This is a genomic window from Flagellimonas sp. B-3, from assembly GCF_056857835.1.
Map to the genome: position 1 here is coordinate 976,287 of NZ_JBSXNW010000024.1, position 19,516 is coordinate 995,802.

Sequence of the window (19,516 nt, forward strand, 5' to 3'; positions counted from 1 at the left end):
TTATGAACAGAACAATTTTGTTGGTTGGTACAATCATGGGACTGTTGGCCATTGTTTTAGGGGCTTTTGGAGCCCATGGATTGGAGAAATTGGTCGATGCCGAAGCTGTTGACACTTTTGAAATTGGTGTTACATATCAAATGTATCATGCTCTTTTTCTTCTCTTTTTAGGAATATGGAGCGGATTGGCCTTAAAGTCAAAAAAAATTGTTTTTATTCTTGTGCTCTTGGGGGTGATTCTCTTCTCTTTTTCTATTTACTTATTGGCATTGAACAGCTTAACCGCTTTTGATTTTAAAATTATCGGATTTTTAACACCAATCGGAGGTGTTTTGATGATTTCTGGGTGGTTTTACTTAGGATATAACATTTTAACCCAAAAAGTACTCGATTAAGCAAGAATTAAAAGGACAAAAAGTTAATATTTTCTAGTTTTGTACCAACATAAAAGCTAAACTATGAAGGATTCTGCTTCAGCCACGAAAACGATTTCGTTAAAGTCATACGGAATTAATCATGATAATGTAAACTATCAACTTTCCCCTGAGGAACTCCACCACATTACCATTGAAAAGGGGATGGGCAAGGAGGCCTCATCCGGGGCCTTGGCCGTGAACACTGGTGAGTTCACTGGCAGGTCGCCCATGGACCGTTTTATTGTTAAGGACGAGATTACTTCGGAGAAGGTCTGGTGGGGGAAGATCAACATCCCTTTCGAGAGTGATAAGTTTGATGCACTTTATGATAAGGTCATTGCTTATCTCAACGACAAGGAGCTCTATGTCAGGGACTCCTACGCCTGTGCAGACCCGGACTACAAATTGAACATCCGTGTGATCAACGAATATCCTTGGTCCAACATGTTCGCCCACAATATGTTTTTGCGCCCCACGGAAGAGGAACTGGAGGGCTTTGACCCGGAATGGACCGTGGTGAACGCGCCAGGCTTTATGGCGGATCCCAAGGTCGATGGCACCCGCCAGCACAACTTCGCCATCCTCAACTTTGGCAGGAAAATCGCCCTGATCGGGGGAACGGGCTATACCGGGGAAATCAAAAAAGGAATATTCTCGGCATTGAACTTTATTCTTCCTGTATATAAGAACACCTTGCCCATGCACTGTTCCGCCAATGTGGGGGAATCGGGCGATACCGCCATTTTCTTCGGCCTATCGGGAACGGGAAAGACCACCCTGTCCACCGACCCGAACCGAAAGTTGATCGGCGACGACGAGCACGGCTGGACGCCCGACAATACCGTGTTCAATTTTGAAGGGGGCTGCTATGCCAAGGTAATCGACCTTTCCAAGGACAAGGAACCGGAGATCTACGGGGCCATCAAAAAGGGCGCTATCTTGGAAAATGTGGTGATGGACGACAACGGAATCGTAGACTTTTCGGACACCTCCATTACCCAGAACACCAGGGTGAGCTACCCCATCCATCATATCGAGAACATACAGCAACCATCCATAGGGAAAAATGTAAAGAATATTTTCTTCCTTACCGCGGACGCTTTTGGCGTGCTGCCTCCCATCTCCAAGTTGACGCCATCGCAGGCGGCCTACCACTTTATCTCGGGCTATACGGCCAAGGTGGCCGGCACGGAAGCTGGTGTGGTGGAACCACAGCCATCGTTCTCGGCCTGTTTCGGGGCGCCGTTCATGCCTTTGCACCCAGCTAAGTATGCCGAGATGTTGAGCAAGAAAATGAAGGAATCAGGGGTGGACGTTTGGTTGGTGAACACCGGATGGACTGGGGGGCCTTATGGAGTAGGCACTAGGATGAAGCTGAAATACACACGGGCCATGATCAGTGCTGCACTCAGTGGTGAACTTGGACTGTACAATTATGAGAAATACCATATCCATTCGGTGTTCGGGGTGGCACAACCGAGGGAATGCCCCGGGGTGCCCACCAAGGTACTGAGCCCAAGGGCCACCTGGAACGATGACGAGGCCTATTACAGAACGGCCTTTAAGCTGACCAATGCCTTTAGGGAGAACTTTAAAAAGTTTGAGGAGTACGCCAGTGAGGAAATCCGAAGGGGAGGGCCGCAACGGTACGCTTTCTAAATCAGTTCAAAAATAAAAACGCCCCCAGCTTTGTCCGGGGGCGTTTTTTATTTTAAACCAGTTCGTTTTTATTTATTAACGCTGGTAATGTATTTCTGTAAAGCCATGGTCATGGATGGGGTTTCGGGCGTCGGTGCCTGAATATCTATTCGTAGCCCAGCCGTTGTAGCTGCTTTAACTGTACTGTTGCCAAAAACGGCAATCCTAGTATCGTTTTGTTCAAAATCCGGGAAGTTCTTCATCAAGGATTCAATACCTGAAGGGCTAAAGAAAACCAAAATGTCATAGTACACATTCCTTAGATCCGAAAGGTCGCTTATTACCGTTTTGTAGAAGATGCCACGAGTCCAATTCACGCCAACCTCGTCCAATAGCTCAGGAACACTTGGTTTTAGCGAATCGGAAGATGGTAACAGGAACTTTTCGTCCTTGTATTTCTTGATCAAGGGAGTCAACTCGTTAAAAGTTCTCTTCCCAACATAAATTTTTCTTTTTCTGTACACCACATATTTTTGCAAATAGTAGGCTACTGCCTCTGACTGACAAAAATATTTCATGGAATCCGGAACTTTGAAGCGCATTTCGTCGGCAATCCTGAAAAAGTGATCCACGGAGTTTCTGCTGGTCAGGATAATCGCCGTAAAGTTGTTCAAGTCGATTTTCTGCTGTCTCACATTTTTGGCCTCTACGCCTTCAACGTGTATGAAAGGTCTAAAATCTACTTTAACCTTCTCCTTTTCAATTAATCGCGAATAGGGGGAGTTTTCGACTTTGGGTTCTGGTTGGGAAACCAAAATTGTTTTTACTTTCATAAGTTTTCAACCTTTTAAATAGCTTCCAATTAACACCAAGGGCGCAATTTCGAGTGCGCAAAGGTACAAAATAAAATGCATAAAATACGGGAACAGTGCTTTTTGATGGTTCTTCAACAGCTTTACCATGCCAATGCCATTTATTAGAATAATCAGCGTTAAAGCCACGTATATTATTGTTTTTGAGTTTGCTGCGATGTATATCAGTAAAATGTTGGCAATGGAAATTATTATACTGCTGTAATTGAGGTAAGATATTTTACTGAAAATAAGGCTGCCAACAAGGTTTAAATTATTAAAAACAAGCCCTACGAACATTTGAAGGGAGAATTTCACCAATTCGAACAACGCCAAAAAACCTAAGATTATTAAATAGACAAGGACTGTTTTTTTATAGGGTATCAGGTCAAAAGCATTAAGAACAAGAAGAATGAATAAAGAGAGGTTGATAAGTTGAAACAAGGTAAGAAGGAGATGGAACCAATGCGAAAATTGTCCTTTTTTGTTGTGAAGCAGGATATACTTATCATTAAATGGGAGAATGATAAAGTTCAGAAACTTTTTATGGAATAAATATTTGCCAAGGGCCAAAACAACCAGACCCACAAACAATGTTATGGTCATCCAATCCAATGAGGTGATTGTTTTTTCAATGGGTTCCATTATTCTATTTTAATGGGTTTTCCGTTAAGACCGGGAGGAAGGCCGTTTTCTGCAATTCCTATTCTAAAGTACGATGGATTTTCCATAGTGCTCAATGGTAGTTCAAACGAATAAAAAACCGTATCCTTGGGTTTTAACAATGCTTGCTGGGGCGAGGTGTTCTTAACCTTTAAGGAGCGCATCTGTTTAACCTGTTTGTGTTTGTTGGAATACGAAATCGTGTATTTTAATTGCTCCAAGGGTACATCAAACGGGTATGGATTGTAAACTTTCAGGGAATATTTGATGCCGGTTTCCGGTTTTTCCACAATACATTCCAATTTTCGGTACGATTGAAAATCATTGATGTAGATTCCATGAAAAACTGTGCTATCCAAATGCACATAGGAAATATCCCCACTTTTCCTGTATTTGGAAACAAACATGACCTTTTTGCCTCGCATTTGTTCTTCGGAATCATCAATGGAATATTGGTTTTTTCGATACATATAAGTGTTCAATGATGTGGCAGGAATACCCGAGTAAAAACTATACATCGAGGATCGTCTATAGGAGTTTTCAAAAAGGATGGGTACCCCACCGGACTTTGTTTTAAGCTCGTTTACCCATTCCTTATTGCCATGGGTTTCAAAATACATGGGAAACAAGGGGTAATATACCATCCATGCCCTTGCATATAGTAAAAGTACTAAGCTCACCAAGCCGATTCGGTACATCCATTTTCGGCTTTTTGCATTCTCCAAAAGATGATTAAAAGCTATTACCGCAAGCGGAATTGAGATTACAATAGTCCATTGCGCCTGAACCCGTCTGTTAAAACTGGAGATGAAAAAGAAGATCAATACCCCATAAACCAGGTAAACCAAAGCTTTGGAAAACTTGTCCGTTATCTTGAATTTGAAAAGTGACCCGTAAATCCAATAAAACAAAAGGCCAATAATTACAATGATGTTCAAAAAGTAGCCCAGGGTAAACTCATCGAATTGGTAGGCTTGGTTGGGGCGTTCGTACAAGTGAAAGGTTATCGAAACAAAGTCGTTTTGATAGAGCCATACAAAATGCGGAATGTAGCAAACCAAGGCCAAAACCACCGCCAACCATGCTTTTTTGTTAAAAATAAGTTTGTAGTTGGACAAAAACACGAACAAAATAACCAACACCGCATGGTACTTGCTGTACATAAGAGCGGCCATTACCAATCCCAAATACACAGCGGTCGTTATACCTTCATCCCTTAAGAAGCGTTTGTATAACCATAAAAACAGGGCTGTGAAAAATAAAAGTGATGTATCCGGAAGGGTCAAAAAACCATAGGCGTTCATTAAGGTGAAGGAGAACACCAAAAGAAAAAAATGGATTACATAATCCTTCTTCTTCGGATTATCGATCAATAACCAAAGCAACATGTATGTCCCTGCGGATAGCACACAGCTCATAAACCTTACCCCTAGCTCACCATCAAAAAACAAGCTGCTGACCTTGATCAAAAAGGCAACCATGGACGGATGGTCAAAATACCCCCAGGCCATGTTTTGTGCGTAGTACCAATAGTAGGCCTCATCGTAAATAAGCTCGGTGAAGGATGCTTGTAAAAGGTTAAGTGCAAAAAGAATCGCTAAGAGAATAAAAAAAAACCTGGGAAACTTTTGAGTCATCAAAACGAGATTTTTAAAGCGCAAAGTTACAAATATTGGGTTAGTGCCAAATCGGCTTGGCAATAGTAACTTGTGTGGGCAAGCTAGAAAACCGTATTTTTGACATTCTAATCTTGTGCGAATGGCAGACGGCTTGGTCATTATACCCACATTCAATGAAATTGAAAACATCGAGGCCATTGTTAAAACGGTTTTCGACCTAAAAAAGGATTTTCATGTGCTGGTAGTAGATGATAACTCTCCCGATGGTACCTCGGATTGTGTAAAAACCCTGCAAAAAGATTTTCCGGAACGACTCTTTTTGGAGGTTCGAAAGGAAAAATCGGGCTTGGGTACGGCATACATCCACGGGTTTAAATGGGCCTTAAAAAATGGGTATGAATACATTTTTGAGATGGATGCAGATTTTTCGCACCGACCTGCCGATCTCTCCCGTTTGCACCGAGCTTGTCTTAATGGCGCAGATGTGGCCGTTGGATCACGCTACAAAAAAGGGGTCAATGTAGTGAACTGGCCCTTGGCAAGGATTTTACTTTCTTACGGAGCCTCGTTTTATGTAAAGCTGATTACGGGAATGAAGGTGCACGACCCTACGGCTGGGTTTGTCTGCTACAAAAGAAAGGTGTTGGAAACTATTAATTTGGATAAGGTACGCTTTATTGGTTATGCGTTTCAGATTGAAATGAAATACAGGGCCTATCTCAAGAAATTCAAGATAGAGGAAGTTTCGATTATTTTTACCGATAGGGTAAATGGAAAATCAAAAATGAACTCTGCCATTATTAGGGAAGCCATTTTTGGAGTGATAGCCATGAAGTTTAGAAGTATATTTTTTAAAAAGAGCTTTTAGTTATGTCAAAAATACTGTTGAAGAATGCCAAAGTTGTCAATGAGAACAGCATTTTTGAATCCGATGTGCTGTTGGAAGGCGACTTTATTGCTCGAATAGATGCTGATATTTCCGATGCCCATGCCAAGGTAATTGATTTGAAAGGGGATCTTTTGTTACCGGGCATTATTGACGATCAGGTACATTTTAGGGAACCGGGCCTTACCCACAAGGGAACCATTGCTACCGAAAGTAGAGCCGCAATAGCCGGAGGTGTCACCACTTTTATGGAGCAGCCCAATACCAATCCACAAACTACGACCATTGAAAAGCTAGAGGAAAAATTTGCCATTGCCGCCAAGGATTCTTCAGCAAACTATTCTTTCCTTTTTGGAGGAACCAATGATAATTTGAAAGAACTGAAACGATTGGACAAAAATGCTTGCTCTGGGGTTAAATTGTTCTTGGGCTCTTCCACAGGAAATATGCTGGTGGACGACGAGAAAGTTTTGGAACAGATTTTCAGGAATACCGAAATGGTAATTTCTGCCCATTGCGAGGATGAGGGGACCATTAGGGCCAATATGGCCAAGTACAAAGAAATGTATGGTGACAATATCCCTATAGAGATGCACCCCATCATCCGAAGTGCAGAGGCTTGCTACCTATCTTCATCAAAAGCCATTGCTCTCGCCAAAAAAACTGGGGCAAGATTGCATGTGTTCCATGTGTCAACGGGTATTGAAACTGACCTTTTCACCAATAAAATTCCTTTGGAAGAAAAAAAGATTACCGCTGAGGTATGTATCCACCACCTTTGGTTTTCTGATGAGGATTACGCTAAAAAAGGAACTTTGATCAAATGGAACCCCGCAGTAAAGACCAAAAATGACAGGGATAAACTTTGGGAAGCCCTGTTGGACGACCGTATAGATGTAGTTGCCACCGACCATGCACCGCATACGCTCGAAGAAAAAGACAATCCGTACACCAGTGCACCTTCTGGGGGGCCTTTAGTGCAGCACGCACTATTGGCCATGCTCCAAAAAGAAAAAGAAGGTGTAATAAGTTTGGAAAAAATAGTGGAAAAAATGTGCCACAACCCTTCAAAGTTGTTTGATATTGACCGTCGCGGATTTATTCGCGAAGGCTATTATGCTGATTTGGTACAAGTGAAGCAGGATTCTAAAAATGAGGTTAAAAAAGCCAATATTTTCTATAAATGTGGGTGGTCTCCCTTTGAAGGTGTTACTTTTGATTCGGAAGTAAGACGAACCTTTGTGAATGGTTTATTGGCCTATGAAAATGGTACATTCAGTTCGGAAAAGAATGCAAAGAGGCTTACGTTTAATCGTTAAGGCATGAAATATATCGTCACATTGTTTTTTGGTATGATGTTGTTGCTTTCCTGCGCGGAGCGGGTGGTGGAGGAACCGGAAAACCTGATACCAAAAGAAAAAATGACCGAGATTCTTCATGATTTGGCCATTTTGAATGCTGCTAAATCCGGGGCCGCAAGAAAGTTTGAAGATTCTGGTGTCGATATCATGGAATTTCTTTATAAAAAATATGGTATAGATAGCACCCAGTTTTCCCAAAGCGACCTGTATTATGCATCACTTCCTTTGGAATACCAAACCATCTACCAAGAGGTGGAAACACGGATAAAGCGTCAAAAAGACACCTTGGAAGCTATCGGGAAACGAAGAAACGATAGTGTCCGCAAGGCGAACCAACGACGAAGCGATTCCTTGAAAGCACTTAAAGAAAAGGGGGAAGTGAAGAAGCCTACGCCTGTTCCTTAAACCTATCACAGCAAAAAGTAATGGCCTTGTCCATGTCCTCAAATGTAAAATCCAATTCGGATTTTATTTTTTGGTTACTGAATATTTTTTCACGGTACAGTCCTTTGGCCACAGACTTGGAGAGTTTTCTTCTTTTACCGAACACATTGCTGCGTACCCAATCCCATCGCCAAAAACATTCGAGCATAAATTTGGAGACCTCTTTGGTCGGTGGAGCTACACCTAGTTCAGGTGCAATTTTTTGGAACAATTCTTTGTAGGTCATATTTTGGTTCACCAGAATAAAGCGTTCCGTTCGGATGTTGGAATCCATCAATTTGGTCATCGCATTGATGACGTCGTTTATAGTGACAAAACCAGTTCCGCCAGGAATAAAATACTTCTTCCCCTTGGATGCATAGGTAAAAAAAGTTCCACTGCCCGATTTCCAATAGCCGGGCCCGATAACTACTCCTGGATTCACGATTGCAACGGAAAGTCCTTCCTGAGACCCGCGCCAAACCTCAAGTTCTGCATTGTATTTTGTGATGCCGTAGACATTGGCTTTGGCCTCGTTCCATTCATTTTCCTCAGTTGCTTCTTTTTGTTTGGTGCTGGGGCCAACGGCTGCAATGGAACTTACATAACATAGTTTTTCAATACCGTGTTTTAAGGAAAGGTTCACTACATTGGCCGTGCCTTCCACATTGGTACGTTCCAAAATCTTGTAATCTTTTGGATCAAAAGAGATTAGAGCGGCACAATGGTACACTTGCTCAACACCTTCAAAAAGGGAATCCAATCCGCCTACATCGGTAATATCGGCCTGTACCCAATCAATTTGTTCAATCAAAATGGATGGATTGTCCGAATAGTACCCAAAAACCTTGTGGACTTTTTTCTTGGACGCTTCGGTCCTATAATTAGTTCTGACGGTGTTCCCATTGCTGATTAAATGGAAAAGTAAATGGGAACCGATCAGTCCAGTGCCTCCTGTAACCAAAATCATAAGGTAAAAGTACCTATTTGTAGTGGAAAAATTGAGCGAAATGCCAACTTCATTTTATATTTGCAGCTATTCCAAAAAACTGATCATGACGAAGAATTTTGTTCAAGAACTGCAATGGAGGGGAATGGTACACGATGTTATGCCAGGAGCCGAAGAACACCTTATGGAAGAAATGCGTGCCGCTTATGTGGGAATAGATCCTACGGCGGACTCTCTTCATATTGGCCATTTAGTGGGGGTTATGATGCTCAAGCACTTTCAGTTGGCAGGACACAAACCTTATGCTCTTGTGGGCGGCGCGACGGGGATGATCGGCGATCCATCTGGCAAGTCGGCCGAACGGAATCTTTTGGACGAAAAAACACTTCGTCATAATCAAGAGGCTTTAAAAGAGCAATTGAGTCGTTTTTTGGATTTTGAAAGTGGGGAGGACAATGCGGCGGTACTCGTCAATAATTACGATTGGATGAAGAACTTTTCATTCTTGGAGTTCATCCGTGATGTTGGTAAGCACATTACCGTAAACTATATGATGGCGAAGGATTCCGTGAAAAAACGTCTTTCTTCGGACGCCAAGGAAGGAATGTCCTTTACCGAGTTTACCTATCAGTTGGTTCAGGGCTATGATTTTCTGTACCTCTACCAAAACCATGATTGTACGTTGCAAATGGGCGGTAGCGACCAATGGGGGAACATTACCACGGGTACGGAACTTATCCGAAGAATCGGCGGAGGGAAAGGTTTTGCCCTTACTTGTCCGTTGATTACCAAAGCAGATGGAACCAAGTTTGGAAAAACCGAAGGTGGAAACGTTTGGTTGGATGCTGAAAGAACATCTCCCTACAAGTTTTACCAATATTGGTTGAACACTTCCGATGAGGATGCCGAAAAATACATCAAAATTTTCACGTTTTTGACTCAGCAGGAGATTGAGGGTCTGGTAGCTGAACATAAAGAAGCACCTCACATGAGGGCATTGCAAAAGAGATTGGCGGAAGAAGTTACCGTGATGGTGCATTCCCAAGAGGATTTGGACAATGCCATTAAAGCTAGTAACATCCTTTTTGGAAAATCCACTTCGGATGATTTAAAACAACTTGACGAAAAGACATTTTTGGATGTTTTTGAAGGCGTTCCCCAAGCAACGGTTGGTAAAGATGAACTTGAATCTGGTTTGGACATGATCGGGGCCTTGGCAGCTAAAACAGGTTTTTTGGGTTCCAATGGCGAGGCCAGAAGGGAATTGAAGCAAAATTCCATTTCTGTGAACAAGGAAAAGGTAAAAGAGGATTATTTGATTAAGGCTTCAGACTTGATCAATGATAAATTTGTGCTGCTTCAGCGGGGCAAGAAGAATTACTTTGTTCTGGTAGTGGAGTAGTTTACAGCACCATTAGATTACAACCTCTAATATCTGAATTGTCAAAACGGCCCAATACCTCAAAAGTTCCGTTGGGACGTGTTTTGCCTAAATCTTGCGTAGCAATAAAGGAACAGGAATAGATGTTGGCCAAATCAATAACGTTGATGCCCCCTGTTTTTCCGTTGGGCTGAATAGTCAAAGGATCTTCGGTGTCACGTGTTATGATTTTCATCCAAGGTGGGGTTTGAAATATACCGTTTCCTTTGGAATATCCTTGGGACAACAATTCTGTCATGCCATATTCGGAATGGATTTTATCAACACCCAATCCCTTTTTCAAGATGTAGTGCAGTTCTTCACGGATAAGCTCTTTGCGACGTCCTTTCATGCCCCCGGTTTCCATAACAATGGTATTTTTTAATGTTGTGGGAAATTGTTCAGCCAAATCCAAGAGGGCGAACGAAACACCGATCAATAAGGTTTTGGTGCCTTTTTGCTCCAATTCCTGTAGTTTTTGATGGAGTTCTTCCAAATTATGAAGATAAAACCCACTACTGGGGTGTTCCGATTTTTCAACGAGACTGTTGATCATATAGATCAAAGAGGAACCTTCTCTTTCCAGATAAGAGGGTAAAAGCGCCAGAATACAAAACTTTTCGGGTTTACCGTAGAATAGTTCAAATGCCTCAAGGAAACTTTCTTCGTACAGTTTGATGTCTGGCACCAAATGCTTGCTTGTGGTGCTTTGGGTAGTTCCGCTACTGGTAAAAATGGTTTGCGGTTCTTTTTGAGTTGAAACGATCCTATGTGTCTTAAAGAAGGAAATAGGTAGAAAAGGTATTTCCGATGAGCTTGAAACATTTTTGGGAGATTTTTTTAAATGAATGCAAAAGTCCCTGTACACCTTATTGTTTTCGTATTGAAACTTGAAAATATCCAATGCGACTTTTTCAAATTCGTCCGCATTGTTGATATTAAAAATCCGATGGGTGTCAATCTGCTTCATTCATGGGCAAAAGTACCCAAAAATAAAAAAGCCCTTCGCAAAAAAGGGCTTCAAAATATCTTGTGTTATATTATTTAACGACCAGTTTTCGGGTCATTGTTTTTTTAAGTTCCGTTACTTGAAGCACATAAACACCTGGTACCAATCTGGATATGTCCAAAGTGTTGGTGCTGATTCTTTTGGTGAGAACAACTTCGCCGAAAACATCGTAAACCTTAACATCCTTGGTTCCGTTGGTTTCCGTTGTAATGTAAACTTCACTCCCATAAGCAGGGTTGGGGTACATTTTAAAACCCTTGAGCTCTTGTACGGGCTCACTGTTAACTGTAACCAGGTCTTGACCGAAAGTAAATAAAGGTAAAGCCATAAGTAAAACAAAGTAGATTTTCTTCATGTATGCTGATTTGGGGTATATGCGCAGATTAAAAGTAGGTAAACAGGGCAATGCTGACCATTTTATGTTGTGAAAGTACTAAAACTGGTTGTAAAGCGTTGAAAACTGTGGTTGAGAGGTGCTATAAAGCGATTAAATTGAGCTGAACTACTTCACAATGAGCTTTCTAGTAGCTACTTTGTTTTGTTCAAAAACCCTAAGAATGTACACCCCTTTGTCTAATTCGGAAAGGTTGAGTTCCCTTCCTATAATGGTGGTTTCAAGCACTTTTGTTCCCAAAACATCAAAAACAAGGATTTTTTTAGGTGAATTTTGGGTCGTTTCAATATAAACTTTTCCTTGGGTAACAGGATTAGGGTATAACTTAAACCCGTCAATATCCGCACTCGATTTGGCGCTTTCCTGAGAAAAGCCAAGTGTACAGACAAATAATAAAATGACGAAGTAAAAGTGCTTCATACGTTAATGGTTGCAAAGGCTATGCCACAAATATATAAAAATTGCAATGCCAAAGTGGAACCATTTGACGAATAGGGGGTTACTTTTCGATGAAATGCAAAAAAAAGCCCCCGATAGTGTCGGGGGCTTCCATTGTGAAACAGGTGTTAAATCTTAAAAGTTTAAGCTATAACCTAGTGAAAAGGACATTCCCGGCTCTCTGAAAGAGAAGTTTTGTTTTGCAGCGCCGAAAGACTCATATAAACTCACCCTATCATCGTTGAGAATGTTGTTGGCCTTGATACTGATTTTGGAACGTTGTTCTTTTCCGATGGTTTTTGAGAAATTGAAGTTTAAACTGTGGAACGGTTGTGTGAACACATCTGGGTTTACACCAAACCCGACCACTTCCAAGGTTTTTCCTTGTACGTTGTAAAAGATTCCCGTTTCCAAGCCCATTGCTCTGTTGTCGTAGTTTAAGCCTGCATTGATCAGATAGGGGGATTGGCCTTGAAGCTGTCTACTATCTTCAATGGTTTCTCCATCCCTTGCAAAGATTTGACGGGATTCGTATTCCTGATTTTCACCTCGTGCCATATCAATTTTTGAATCAATTATGGACAGGTTAAGGTTTACACTCAAATCTTCCAGGTCTTCTGCAATAAACCCGAAGTTTTTTCTGGCTTCCAACTCTACGCCGATAACCGTTGCCGAGGGGGAGTTCCTTGGGGTAAACTGGTTGGGCGCAGTAATATCAAAGGCAATAATTTCTATCGGATCATCAAACTTTTTATAAAAACTGCTCAAGGCCAGCATCTGGGCTTTTTCGCCAAATATTTCAAACCTGAAATCAAAATTATTTATATATGTAGGCCGAAGATCAAGGTTTCCTAAAAATAGAATTCCCGTTAACAAGTCTGGAATTTGTACAATGGATAGTTCCTTGAAACTTGGGCGAGCTGTTGTTCTTGAATAAGAAAGCCTAAAGTTGGTATTTTCTTTGAACTCGTAAATTAAGTTGGCAGAAGGGAAGAAATCCAGTACGTCTATGGTTTTTTCATTGTCGTAAACCTCGGTTCCTGTATTGTTCTGTCCGGTAAAATAAGTGGTGAATTGTTCTGCTCTTAATCCCAATATGGCCCTAAACTTATCGGCGAACTTAAACTCGTTGGATGCATAGAATGCCATTGTGTTTTGTTCGGAATCGAAGGTGTTGGCGGGTTGAAAGTTACCTCTAATATAGGATCCGGAATTGTTTTCCGTTGTCCAAATGTTCTCATCGGCAAGAATCGCATTTGGGTCTCCGTTTAAACTTGCCGTGCCAAAGTTAAAAAACGCAACATTGTAGTTATATATGCTATAATCCCTTTGTTTGTAGCTATAAAGCCCTCCGAACTTTAACATCGACTTGTTGCCGAAAAGTTCGTAGCTTTTGGAAAAATCGATTTTACCTACGGCATTTACTTCTTCGAGGTCGCGCCATAAGCGAGCAGGGAAACCAGCATCGGAACTAATGGTAAAGCCATCTGGATTGATGATGAAAGTGGTCAGTCTCACATCCTTGTCCTGAACACTGGTGAATGTCGGGGAAAGACTCCATTCCGAAGTAAAAGAAGCATCTTCAGAGGTATGTTTTCCGGATAACAACAAATTGCTCACAGAACGTTCGGAGTACTCCAAATTGTCCTTTACCACATCAATGGCATTGGATATTTCCGTTCTTTGATCAAAAAGGGCTGCCCTGGATTCTCCATTTTGGATGTGCAACAAGTTTAACCTATACTTGGATTTTCCAGTTTTGTAAGAAAGTCCTGCTAGCCCAGATGCCAAAACATTGTTGGTTCCAAGGTCACCACGCTGTCTTCTGTCAAAACGCAGTTCGTAGATATCGCTTTCGGGGTTTTTTTGGTAGATTCCATTTTCAAAACCATCATAGAAAGAGGTGGTGTTCTTATAATCCAAAGAAGCGATGAAACCCAATCTGTTTTCACCAACATTAAATTGATTGCCATAACTGAAACCTAAACTAAAATCTGGCTTTGAGGTCTGTTCTTCGGTTGCCAGAATTGGATTGAAAGAACGTGTAATACCTTCCAAAGCACTATTGTTTTGTGAATCTGAAGGGCTGGGAACATCAGTGTTTGGTGAAATGGGCAATTCCCTTGTGCCATCATCAAAACCTAAGAAGTCCGTGCCACCACCTTCATAGCTCAAGTAGTTGTCCTGAAAATGCATACTTGGGTTATAACCAACGGATGCAGAAAAGGACATTTGTTTTTGTGTTGGAAAATCCTTGGTGACAATGTTCACCACACCACCGGTAAAGTCTGCGGGCAATTCGGCCGCTGCGGATTTCAAAACAATTACGTTTTCCAAAATATTGGTCGGGAAAATGTCCATTTGTACGGTGTTCTTGTCCGGGTCGAGCCCAGGGATATCCATGCCGTTCAAAATGGATTTGGTGTACCGATCCCCCAAACCTCTAACATATACGTATTTGCCTTCTTGTACAGAAACCCCCGGAACTCGTTTAATAGCGGAAGCAATATTGCTGGCCCCGGTTGATTTTATTGATTCTAGAGATAAACCATCCATAAGGGTGACCGAGTTTTTTTGAAGATTCAACACGGAAGCTTCGGTATTCTGTCTTACTGTGGTGGTCAGGACCACTTCGTCCAATTGGGAAGCTGCAGGCTCTAACGTTGCATTTACCTCTACTGTTTTGTTGGCTTCTACAACAACATTTGTTATTTCTTGTGTGGTATAGCCAAGGTAAGAGAAAGTAACGGTATAGGTTCCTGGCTCTACGTCCAAAGCATAGGCCCCTTCAAAATCTGAAGTAGCTCCATTGGTGGTTCCTTTTATCAGTACATTGGCAAATGGCAGAACATCGTTAAACTCTCCATCCATTATTTTTCCACTAATGGTCCCAGTTTGAGCAAAACACCATTGTGCAAGAAACAAGGTGGTCGCCAAAAGAATATTTTTTAGCATTTCTATGATTTAAGTAGCATTTTTATTTAACAAAAATTGTCCAAAGGCCTTAAAAAAGAACCTTTGGACATTATTTTATTTGGTATTTAACTAAGGTTTACAACGCCTCTTCGGAGGATGCAAAAGTCCAAGTAAATACGGATATATCCGCACCAATGGAAGCATCTCCGGGCACTGCTATTGATGTTGCATTATCAGTGAATTTTATTGCATCGGCAGGAGCTAGGTCACCAGCAATGATATCGGTCAAAACAACACCTTCTGGCAAAACTATCTCCCAATTGGAAAAAGTAATACGGTCGTTTGTAAGTTCGGTTGCAGAATCCGCACCGCTAATGTTTACTGTGGCATCGGTACCAAATCCGTACGCCAAAACATTGTTCAGGTTGGCGATAAGTCCATCTCTAAGGTCAGCGTAAAAGCTGGATGTTCCAGCACCGATAAGGGTGATGTTCTCCAAGGTGTAACCTCCTTCTGTTGCTGCACTTCCCTCAGGTCCATCAAGTTCAAGACCAGTGCCTGATTCCGCAGACATGATTACCATACCGTTGGTCAAAGAACCTGTCCAAGCTTGGTCGGCATCAAAACCGTCATCCCCTTGGGACCATACCAATGCGTTTGTTACGTTCACGGTTCCACCGAACCATTCTACACCATCATCTTGGTTGGCAACAACCTCAATATGGTCCACAGTTGTACCTGAACCGACACCACCAAGTGTCAATCCGTTGATTTCGTTGTCCTGTCCGATGGTAATTCCACCGTGGCGGATGGAAATGTACTTTAGAGAACCAGAATTGTCTGCCGGGTCTGTACCACCGTACTGTCCGTAGGATTCATCGGCCGGTATTCCCTCAATTTGGGCGGTTTCCACATCCCCGTTTACAGAGATAGGTGCTTTGCCCAGAACTATCACACCGCCCCAAAGGCCTGTATCGGAAGTTGTAAGCGTTCCCGTGGTCTGTCCCTGCTCGATACCATCAAGTACTGAGGTAAAGATAATGGGGCTATCTGCTGTACCTTCGGCCATCAATGTACCGCCTTGGTCAACAACTAGTGCAGAGGCGAGTGTTTCCTGTCCTTCGGCACCTTTGATGATGGTACCTGGCTCAATGGTCAAGGTTACGCCATCGTCCACAACTACTTTTCCATCCAAGATGTATATGTTTTCTGCTGTCCATGTTTCATCAGCAGTAAGGATACCGGATTTTGTGATAGTAGTCCCTAGAGGTTCTGCGGGAATGGCGCTTTCGGAAGCGGCCAATGTCCAAGAAAATGCATCAATATTGGCACCTACGCTTCCTGATCCTACCGCTGTTGCATTATCTAAGAATTTGCTTTCATCACCTTCAGTATAGTCTCCAGCGAAAATATCGGTCATAACTAGACCTTCGGGCAATACAATTTCCCAGTTAGAGAAAGTTATACGGTCGTTGGTAAGTTCTGTTGCAGAATCTTCACCGTTGATGTTCACAGTGGCTTCGGCTCCAAAATCGTAAGCGAAAATATTATTTAGGTTGACGATAAGCCCGTCCCTAAGGTCGGCGTACATACTGGAGGTACCTGCACCAATAAGTGTTATGTCCTCCATCGTAAAGCCGTCTTCGGTTGCAACGCTACCCTCTGGTCCATCAAGTTCAAGACCTGAACCGGATTCTGAGGACATTACAACTACACCATTGGATAGCGTTCCCGACCAAGCCTGGTCTGCATCGAAACCATCGTCGCCTTGGCTCCAAACCAATGCGTTGGTCACGTTCACGGTTCCACCGAACCATTCGATTCCGTCATCTTGGTTGGCAACAACCTCAATGTGGTCCACAGTTGTACCTGAACCGACACCACCAAGTGTCAATCCGTTGATCTCGTTGTCCTGTCCGATGGTAATTCCACCGTGGCGGATGGAAATGTACTTTAGAGAACCAGAATTGTCGGCCGGGTCTGTACCGCCGTACTGTCCGTAGGATTCATCGGCTGGTATTCCCTCAATTTGGGCGGTTTCCACATCCCCGTTTACAGAGATAGGTGCTTTGCCCAGAACTATCACGCCGCCCCAAAGGCCTGTATCGGCAGTGGTAAGCGTTCCCGTGGTCTGTCCCGGCTCTATGCCATCAAGTACGGATGTAAAGATGATTGGGTTTGTAGGTGTACCTTCGGCCATCAATGTACCGCCTTGGTCAACAACTAGTGCAGAGGCGAGTGTTTCCTGTCCTTGTTCACCTTTTACGATGGTACCTGCCTCAATGGTAAGGGTGACACCGTCGTCCACCACTACTTTGCCGTCCAATATGTATACGTTTTCGGCTGTCCAAGTTTCGTCCTCAGTAAGAACACCTGTTTTGGTTATCTCCTCACCGGACGGTGGATTTGGACCATCATCACCTGGATCGACTGGTCCATTATCATCGCTACTGCACGCTCCTATAAAAAGCATGGCAATCGCTAATAAAGGGGAAATAAATTTTTTCATAATTCTTTGTTTTGTCATTTTAATAAGTAAGATGTGATCCTTATGTTGAACGATGCAAAGAAAGGCTGGGGTTGTAAAAGCCGTGTTAGTTGTGTGTTAAGTGTTTTTGTTGTTAGTGTTACAATAATGTTACTAGATTAAATGAACGTTAAGCGTTTATCCCGTAAGTGTATTATCTTTACATTTGGGCGATTAACACAGAAATACCATCCCATGAAAAACAAGGACATTAAGATTCTACTGGTTGACGATGAACCTGATATTCTGGAAATTATAAGCTATAACCTTTCCGCGGAAGGGTATGAGGTCTTTACCGCCAAAAATGGAGTGGAAGGCGTTGCCAAGGCAAAAAAGAAGGGCCCCCACCTGATTATTATGGATGTGATGATGCCAGAAATGGACGGTATTGAAGCATGTGAGGTTATCCGCAACACGCCCGGACTGGATCACACGATCATTACTTTCTTAACCGCACGTGGGGAAGATTACTCCCAAGTAGCAGGTTTTGATGCTGGAGCGGACGATTACATCACAAAACCTATAAAACCAAAGGTTTTGGTAAGCAAGGTTAAAGCCTTGCTGAGAAGGTTGAAGGATGATAAAAAAGAAGTAGAGGATATTGTCAAGGTTGGTGACATCATAATCAACAGGGAAGAATATAAAATTGTGAATGACGGAGAAGAAATGGTGCTTCCCAGAAAGGAATTTGAACTTTTGTCTTTGCTGACATCCAAACCGAACAAAGTATTTAAACGCGAAGTAATTTTGGACAAAGTTTGGGGCAATGAAGTTGTTGTTGGCGGTCGAACCATCGATGTTCACATTAGAAAACTGCGCGAAAAAATCGGTGACCACCACTTTAAAACCGTTAAGGGCGTGGGGTATAAGTTTGTGCTCTAATGGCCATTAAACTAAAGAAATCATACAAATTTGCCCTAAGATCTTCTTTGGTTATTACCGTTTTGATCACTGCTGTATTCGTAGGGTTTCATTTGGATGCGGATTACATGAATTGGCCGCATACCATTCTTTTTGCACTAATTTGTTTTGCAATTTGTTTTGCTATCATCCAGATTCGGGTGGAGCGTTTTATATACAGACGTATCAAAAGAATTTACGATGATGTGTCCCTTTTGGAATCCTCATCCTTCTCTTCCAAACCCGTAACCACGGATATGAGAACGTTGGTTCAGGAAATTGAAAGGTTCGCCGAAGGAAAGAAAATAGAAATAGACACCCTTAAAATTCGTGAGGAGTACCGAAAGGATTTTTTGGGCAACGTGTCCCACGAATTAAAAACACCGCTTTTTACCGTTCAAGGCTATATTTTAACGCTTTTGGACGGTGCCATGAAGGATAAGAAACTTCGAAAAAAGTACCTTCAGCGAGCCAATAAAGGTGTAGAACGCTTAATTTATATTGTAAAGGACCTCGATTTGATTACCAAGCTGGAAGCGGGTGAGTTAAAATTGGAACGAGAGGATTTTGATATTATTGAACTTATTGAAAACACCTTTGATCTACTGGAGATGAAAGCGGCCAAGAAGGAAATCTCCCTCACTTTTGATATGGAGTATACCGAGCCTATTTACGTGAATGGGGACAAGGAAAAAATCCAGCAGGTAATTAGCAATCTTTTGGTCAATTCCATCAAATACGGTCTGCCAAAAGGAACCACGGAGGTAAGTGTGGAAAATCTTATTAAAAACAAGGTAATCGTTCGAGTAACGGACAATGGAGGTGGAATCCCAAAACAGCACATTCCACGACTTTTTGAACGCTTTTACCGCGTGGATCAAAGTGGAAGCCGAAACGAAGGCGGTTCAGGTCTTGGACTCTCCATTGTAAAACATATTGTGGAGGCCCACGGCGAAAAAATCTATGTGGAAAGCGAAGTTGACGTAGGTTCCGAGTTTTCCTTTACGTTGGAAAAGGCCTCCACGCCACCAGTTTTGGAGAAAACTTCAAATAAGGAGGAAAAATCATCGCTGGAGTCAAAATGAGCCAGCCCATCAAAATCCTTT

General features: G+C 42.3%; 17 protein-coding genes. 8 read left to right on the top strand and 9 right to left on the bottom strand.

Going from position 1 to position 19,516, the window contains the following annotated elements; translation table 11 throughout:
* Window positions 1-2: 2 nt before the first annotated feature.
* Together AC13CS_RS16945 and pckA are read left to right on the top strand one after the other, a co-directional pair.
* Window positions 3-395 carry a DUF423 domain-containing protein gene (locus tag AC13CS_RS16945; RefSeq protein ID WP_482888952.1) on the top strand — a complete coding sequence of 131 codons (393 nt, stop codon included), beginning with the start codon at window positions 3-5 and terminating at the stop codon, window positions 393-395.
* Window positions 396-458: 63 nt separating this feature from the next.
* The gene (gene pckA / locus AC13CS_RS16950) at window positions 459-2,075 is read left to right on the top strand and encodes a phosphoenolpyruvate carboxykinase (ATP) (RefSeq protein WP_293165690.1); all 1,617 of its coding nucleotides are present in this window, start codon (window positions 459-461) and stop codon (window positions 2,073-2,075) included.
* Between the two features lie 68 nt (window positions 2,076-2,143).
* Here pckA and AC13CS_RS16955 read toward each other — a convergent pair whose 3' ends face one another.
* From AC13CS_RS16955 to AC13CS_RS16965, 3 genes are read right to left on the bottom strand one after another with little or no spacing between them, the layout of a single operon-like run.
* Window positions 2,144-2,887 (bottom strand): uroporphyrinogen-III synthase, encoded by a 744-nt coding sequence (locus AC13CS_RS16955; protein ID WP_014032326.1) that lies wholly within the window; start codon window positions 2,885-2,887, stop codon window positions 2,144-2,146.
* A gap of 6 nt (window positions 2,888-2,893) precedes the next feature.
* The gene (locus AC13CS_RS16960) at window positions 2,894-3,550 is read right to left on the bottom strand and encodes a DUF4271 domain-containing protein (protein ID WP_482888953.1); all 657 of its coding nucleotides are present in this window, start codon (window positions 3,548-3,550) and stop codon (window positions 2,894-2,896) included.
* Window positions 3,550-5,205 carry a glycosyltransferase family 39 protein gene (locus AC13CS_RS16965; protein WP_482888954.1) on the bottom strand — a complete coding sequence of 552 codons (1,656 nt, stop codon included), beginning with the start codon at window positions 5,203-5,205 and terminating at the stop codon, window positions 3,550-3,552. The genes AC13CS_RS16960 and AC13CS_RS16965 overlap by 1 nt, the downstream gene beginning before the upstream one ends.
* Window positions 5,206-5,326: 121 nt before the next feature.
* Here AC13CS_RS16965 and AC13CS_RS16970 point away from each other — a divergent pair, with 121 nt between their 5' ends.
* The 3 genes from AC13CS_RS16970 to AC13CS_RS16980 are packed head-to-tail and all read left to right on the top strand — an operon-like array spanning window position 5,327 to window position 7,839.
* Window positions 5,327-6,055 carry a polyprenol monophosphomannose synthase gene (locus tag AC13CS_RS16970; protein WP_293165682.1) on the top strand — a complete coding sequence of 243 codons (729 nt, stop codon included), beginning with the start codon at window positions 5,327-5,329 and terminating at the stop codon, window positions 6,053-6,055.
* Window positions 6,056-6,057: 2 nt separating this feature from the next.
* The gene (locus AC13CS_RS16975) at window positions 6,058-7,392 is read left to right on the top strand and encodes a dihydroorotase (RefSeq protein WP_482888955.1); all 1,335 of its coding nucleotides are present in this window, start codon (window positions 6,058-6,060) and stop codon (window positions 7,390-7,392) included.
* 3 nt (window positions 7,393-7,395) lie between these two features.
* Entirely contained in the window at window positions 7,396-7,839 is a 444-nt protein-coding gene (locus AC13CS_RS16980) for a DUF4296 domain-containing protein (RefSeq protein ID WP_293165678.1), read from the top strand.
* On the opposite strand, the gene AC13CS_RS16985 is transcribed toward AC13CS_RS16980, so the two are convergent.
* Complete coding sequence (locus tag AC13CS_RS16985; protein WP_482888956.1) at window positions 7,823-8,827, bottom strand: NAD-dependent epimerase/dehydratase family protein; 1,005 nt, start codon at window positions 8,825-8,827, stop codon at window positions 7,823-7,825. The two genes, AC13CS_RS16980 and AC13CS_RS16985, sit on opposite strands and share 17 nt — an antisense overlap.
* An 85-nt stretch (window positions 8,828-8,912) precedes the next feature.
* On the opposite strand from AC13CS_RS16985, the gene tyrS reads away from it, so the two are divergent.
* A complete protein-coding gene (tyrS, locus tag AC13CS_RS16990; RefSeq protein WP_482888957.1) occupies window positions 8,913-10,208 on the top strand; it encodes a tyrosine--tRNA ligase in 1,296 nt (431 codons plus the stop codon).
* A gap of 1 nt (window position 10,209) precedes the next feature.
* On the opposite strand, the gene AC13CS_RS16995 is transcribed toward tyrS, so the two are convergent.
* The 5 genes from AC13CS_RS16995 to AC13CS_RS17015 all read right to left on the bottom strand — a co-directional run bounded on the left by AC13CS_RS16995 (window position 10,210) and on the right by AC13CS_RS17015 (window position 17,492).
* A complete protein-coding gene (locus AC13CS_RS16995; RefSeq protein WP_293165672.1) occupies window positions 10,210-11,196 on the bottom strand; it encodes a LuxE/PaaK family acyltransferase in 987 nt (328 codons plus the stop codon).
* A 70-nt stretch (window positions 11,197-11,266) separates the two neighbouring features.
* A complete protein-coding gene (locus AC13CS_RS17000; protein WP_482888958.1) occupies window positions 11,267-11,590 on the bottom strand; it encodes a T9SS type A sorting domain-containing protein in 324 nt (107 codons plus the stop codon).
* 147 nt (window positions 11,591-11,737) lie between these two features.
* Window positions 11,738-12,049, bottom strand: a complete 312-nt coding sequence (locus AC13CS_RS17005; protein ID WP_482888959.1) for a T9SS type A sorting domain-containing protein — start codon at window positions 12,047-12,049, stop codon at window positions 11,738-11,740.
* Window positions 12,050-12,202: 153 nt separating this feature from the next.
* Window positions 12,203-15,022: a TonB-dependent receptor gene (locus AC13CS_RS17010; protein ID WP_482888960.1), complete on the bottom strand. Its 2,820-nt coding sequence runs from the start codon at window positions 15,020-15,022 to the stop codon at window positions 12,203-12,205.
* Between the two features lie 97 nt (window positions 15,023-15,119).
* On the bottom strand, window positions 15,120-17,492 hold the full coding sequence (locus AC13CS_RS17015; protein WP_482888961.1) for an autotransporter outer membrane beta-barrel domain-containing protein: 2,373 nt from the start codon (window positions 17,490-17,492) through the stop codon (window positions 15,120-15,122).
* A gap of 213 nt (window positions 17,493-17,705) precedes the next feature.
* Between AC13CS_RS17015 and AC13CS_RS17020 the strand changes: the two genes are divergently transcribed.
* A complete protein-coding gene (locus AC13CS_RS17020; protein ID WP_482888962.1) occupies window positions 17,706-18,392 on the top strand; it encodes a response regulator transcription factor in 687 nt (228 codons plus the stop codon).
* The gene (locus tag AC13CS_RS17025; protein WP_482888963.1) at window positions 18,392-19,495 is read left to right on the top strand and encodes a sensor histidine kinase; all 1,104 of its coding nucleotides are present in this window, start codon (window positions 18,392-18,394) and stop codon (window positions 19,493-19,495) included. The genes AC13CS_RS17020 and AC13CS_RS17025 overlap by 1 nt, the downstream gene beginning before the upstream one ends.
* The last annotated feature ends 21 nt before the right edge of the window (window positions 19,496-19,516 follow it).

Excerpts from the sequence above, each read along its gene's own strand:
- AC13CS_RS16945 (WP_482888952.1), top strand. The coding sequence starts at position 3 with ATGAACAGAACAATTTTGTTGGTTGGTACAATCATGGGACTGTTGGCC.
- pckA (WP_293165690.1), top strand. The coding sequence starts at position 459 with ATGAAGGATTCTGCTTCAGCCACGAAAACGATTTCGTTAAAGTCATAC.
- AC13CS_RS16955 (WP_014032326.1), bottom strand. The coding sequence starts at position 2,887 with ATGAAAGTAAAAACAATTTTGGTTTCCCAACCAGAACCCAAAGTCGAA.
- AC13CS_RS16960 (WP_482888953.1), bottom strand. The coding sequence starts at position 3,550 with ATGGAACCCATTGAAAAAACAATCACCTCATTGGATTGGATGACCATA.
- AC13CS_RS16965 (WP_482888954.1), bottom strand. The coding sequence starts at position 5,205 with ATGACTCAAAAGTTTCCCAGGTTTTTTTTTATTCTCTTAGCGATTCTT.
- AC13CS_RS16970 (WP_293165682.1), top strand. The coding sequence starts at position 5,327 with ATGGCAGACGGCTTGGTCATTATACCCACATTCAATGAAATTGAAAAC.
- AC13CS_RS16975 (WP_482888955.1), top strand. The coding sequence starts at position 6,058 with ATGTCAAAAATACTGTTGAAGAATGCCAAAGTTGTCAATGAGAACAGC.
- AC13CS_RS16980 (WP_293165678.1), top strand. The coding sequence starts at position 7,396 with ATGAAATATATCGTCACATTGTTTTTTGGTATGATGTTGTTGCTTTCC.
- AC13CS_RS16985 (WP_482888956.1), bottom strand. The coding sequence starts at position 8,827 with ATGATTTTGGTTACAGGAGGCACTGGACTGATCGGTTCCCATTTACTT.
- tyrS (WP_482888957.1), top strand. The coding sequence starts at position 8,913 with ATGACGAAGAATTTTGTTCAAGAACTGCAATGGAGGGGAATGGTACAC.
- AC13CS_RS16995 (WP_293165672.1), bottom strand. The coding sequence starts at position 11,196 with ATGAAGCAGATTGACACCCATCGGATTTTTAATATCAACAATGCGGAC.
- AC13CS_RS17000 (WP_482888958.1), bottom strand. The coding sequence starts at position 11,590 with ATGAAGAAAATCTACTTTGTTTTACTTATGGCTTTACCTTTATTTACT.
- AC13CS_RS17005 (WP_482888959.1), bottom strand. The coding sequence starts at position 12,049 with ATGAAGCACTTTTACTTCGTCATTTTATTATTTGTCTGTACACTTGGC.
- AC13CS_RS17010 (WP_482888960.1), bottom strand. The coding sequence starts at position 15,022 with ATGCTAAAAAATATTCTTTTGGCGACCACCTTGTTTCTTGCACAATGG.
- AC13CS_RS17015 (WP_482888961.1), bottom strand. The coding sequence starts at position 17,492 with ATGAAAAAATTTATTTCCCCTTTATTAGCGATTGCCATGCTTTTTATA.
- AC13CS_RS17020 (WP_482888962.1), top strand. The coding sequence starts at position 17,706 with ATGAAAAACAAGGACATTAAGATTCTACTGGTTGACGATGAACCTGAT.
- AC13CS_RS17025 (WP_482888963.1), top strand. The coding sequence starts at position 18,392 with ATGGCCATTAAACTAAAGAAATCATACAAATTTGCCCTAAGATCTTCT.